2 pseudogenes are annotated in these 371 nt (G+C 62.0%); both read left to right on the top strand.

Annotated elements, in window-relative coordinates:
- Positions 1-91 (top strand): annotated as a pseudogene (locus EN862_RS37235) (prolyl-tRNA synthetase associated domain-containing protein); the annotation flags it as partial.
- A gap of 80 nt (positions 92-171) precedes the next feature.
- Positions 172-371: pseudogene (locus EN862_RS35095) on the top strand (co-chaperone YbbN); the annotation flags it as partial.

The raw sequence follows: 371 nt of genomic DNA, 5'->3' as shown, positions 1-371 counted from the left end.
CGAGGCGACAACTTCGATCGCATCGGCCGATCTCGTCAGATTCGTCGAGGCAACCGGACACGATGCTGTTATCTTGAAAGTCACGTCATGATCGCCACATGGATGGCGAAACCGGTTCCAATCAGAGATATCGCGACGGCCGGCCGGCTGCGCGACCGAAAGGGTAACGAGATGAGTGACAACAATCCGTTTGGCGGCGCCTTTGGCAGCAATGGCGGCCAATATGCCACGACGGTGCAATTTGGCGGCACCGAGCCCGGCAAGCCCCCGGCCGCCGCTCCCGCCGATGTCATCAAGGACACCACCACCGCCACTTTCGCCGCCGACGTCATCCAGGAATCGCGCCGCCAGCCGGTGCTGGTCGACTTCTG

Source organism: Mesorhizobium sp. M2E.F.Ca.ET.219.01.1.1 (genome assembly GCF_004016445.2).
Classification (GTDB): domain Bacteria; phylum Pseudomonadota; class Alphaproteobacteria; order Rhizobiales; family Rhizobiaceae; genus Mesorhizobium.
The sequence above is the reverse complement of the archived record's forward strand: the minus strand, read 5'-3'. Positions and strand labels throughout refer to the sequence as shown.